At 24.7% G+C, this 2,798-nt stretch carries 2 protein-coding genes; both read left to right on the forward strand.

Features of this window, described 5'->3' with window-relative positions:
• The coding region (locus J7G74_RS07725; protein WP_297133764.1) for a purple acid phosphatase family protein at positions 1–1,311 on the forward strand (1,311 nt) is incomplete at its 5' end.
• A gap of 165 nt (positions 1,312–1,476) precedes the next feature.
• Positions 1,477–2,798: ligand-binding sensor domain-containing protein (locus J7G74_RS07730; RefSeq protein WP_297133766.1), on the forward strand; the 1,322-nt coding region annotated here is incomplete at its 3' end.

The raw sequence follows: 2,798 nt of genomic DNA on the forward strand, positions 1-2,798 counted from the left end.
TGTAGGGACAATAAAAATTATTTTTTAAGTTGTGAAAACGATAACTTATGGTGTGAGTGGTGTGAAAATTGGCAAGAAAAGAAAGATAATAAAAATATTATAAGTTTAACACCGGGAGATAATGAAAGTACAATTAACTTTTCTTGGTATAGTAAAAAAAGTGATGAAACTAATAAAATAAAAGTGTACAACTATGATGGATATGAACAAATTATTACTGCTAAAAGTATAAATATGGAGTCAGGACTTGTAAGTAATAAAGCTGAGGTTAAGAATCTTAAACCAAATACTACATATTATTATAGTTATACAATTGATGGAGATTGGACAAACCCTGTGATTTTTAAAACAAAGTCTAAAGATAATTTTAGCTTTGCTTTTATGGGAGATCCACAAATAGGAGCATCATATAAATATAAAAAGAGAAATTCTTATGAAGAAGCTATTAAAGAAGATTCTTATAATTGGAATGAAGTAATAAAAAAATCTGTAGATAAGAGAAATAATCTTAGTTTTATAATTTGCGGTGGAGATGAAACTAATACAAAATCTAATAAAAGTGAAGAAAATAACTTAATTAGTAATTTAGAATATTATGGTTTTTTATATCCTAAGTACTTGAGATTTATACCTATAGCTAATACTATAGGAAATCATGATAAAGAGAATAAGGATTATTACTATCGTTTTAATATGCCTAATCTAAGTGAATTAGGTCAAACTACTGCAGGTGGAGATTACTATTTTACATATAATAATGCTTTATTTATAATGCTAAATACTAATAATTTAAATATAAATGAACATAAAAAATTTATAGAAGAAAGTATAAATAATAATCAAAATAAAAAGTGGAGAATAGTAGTATTTCATCATGATATATATGGTGGAGGAACTCACTCTAATGATAAAGATGTAATAAAATTAAGAGAAAAATTACCATCAATATTAGAAATGGGTGACGTGGATTTAGTGCTATCAGGTCATGACCATATTTATTCTAGAAGTAATTTATTGTTAAATAATAAGATATCAGAAAAAAGTATCATTGATAAATCAAATGGAGAAGAAAGAGAAATTGAAATATACAAAAATCCAAAGGGTATTTTATATATAACAGGTGGGTCTTCTACTGGAAGTAAATTTTATAAGAAAGATGAAAATAAAGACGATAAACATATAAAATTTAGATATGACAAAAAAGAACCTATGTACACAATAATAGATATAGATAATAACTATATGCAAATTAATACTTATAAGATTGATGATGAAAAGAGAATAGATAGTACTATAATAATAAGAAAATAAGAATTTTGTAATACAAAATAATAAGTAATTAGCTGTTTATTTTATTCTTAGAATTAGTTATACTATAGTTGTCGATTTTTGACGAAAGTTATTTTAATGATGCTAATAATTTGTTAAAATATGTATATTGATAAAATGAACTATTTATACAGGGAGCGGACAACTATGAAATTAGTAGCTAAGAGATTTATTGCAATAGCTTTAACCTTTTTATTTATAATAATAAGTTGTATAAGTACGTATGCATATAATGGTAACTTTAATAAAATTAATAATGAAGAAGGTTTATCTCAAAATACTATACAGTGTATGATACAAGATAAATTAGGTTTTATTTGGATTGGGACTAATGATGGTCTTAATAGATATAATGGATATGAATTCAAAATATATAAATATGATAAAAATAACTCTAATTCTATTGCAGGAAATAATATTATAGATTTATTAGAAGATAAAAATAATAATATATGGATTGCTACCTCAAATGGATTAAGCAAAATAAATACAATAACTAATGAAGTTTTTAATTATAGCAATAAGAAAGAAAGCGGAAATTTGTCTTATTACATGACGACAGATATTTTATTAACTTCTAATGGGAAAATATTGGTAGCAACATTTGATGGATTAAATTTATATAATGAGAAAACAGATAGTTTTGAAAGAATATTAAAAGATGATGATTTAATAAGCCAGACTATATATTCTATAGAAGAAGATATTAATGGTGATTTTTGGATAGCTACAAGCAAAGGAGTAAGTAGAATAGTCACTAAAGATAAAAAAATATATAATTATCCTGCTACGTTGAATGGAGAAAGTGGACAGATGTCTTCTGGAGATTATATATTTAAAATAAAATGTGATAGTCAAGGTTATCTTTGGGCAAGTACATTTAGATATGGATTATATAAAATTGATTTAAAAGATTATTCATTTGTTAAATACAGTCATGATGAAAATGATGATACATCATTGCCAGGAAATCTTGTAAAAGATGTATTAAGAGATAAAAATAATCAAGTATGGGTAGCTACAAATAACGGGTTAGCTAGCTATAACGAAGAAGATGAAACTTTTACAACATATTCTAAAAAGTCTTATGATAGAAAAAGTATAATTCAAAACGAAGTTTATTCATTAATGCAAGATAATAGTGGTATTATTTGGGTTGGAACTTATTCGGGAGTAAATATTTTTGATCCAGAAATAAAGATAGAACATTATGAAAATAATCCTTTGGATGAAAACTCTATTAGTGAAAGTTTAGTTACAACTATTTATGAAGATAAAAATAAGTACTTATGGGTTGGAACTTATTCAGGTGGAATTAACTTAATAAATAGGGATACAGGAGAAATTACTCGTTTAGGGAGTAATGAAGAATATGATGTCATAGTTAGTGATCATATTAATTATATTACTGGGGATAAAGATGAAATTTATATTGCTACAGATTATGGTTTAAATATATTAAACACTAA

The sequence above is a fragment of the Terrisporobacter sp. genome, from assembly GCF_017888745.1.
Lineage (GTDB): Bacteria > Bacillota > Clostridia > Peptostreptococcales > Peptostreptococcaceae > Terrisporobacter.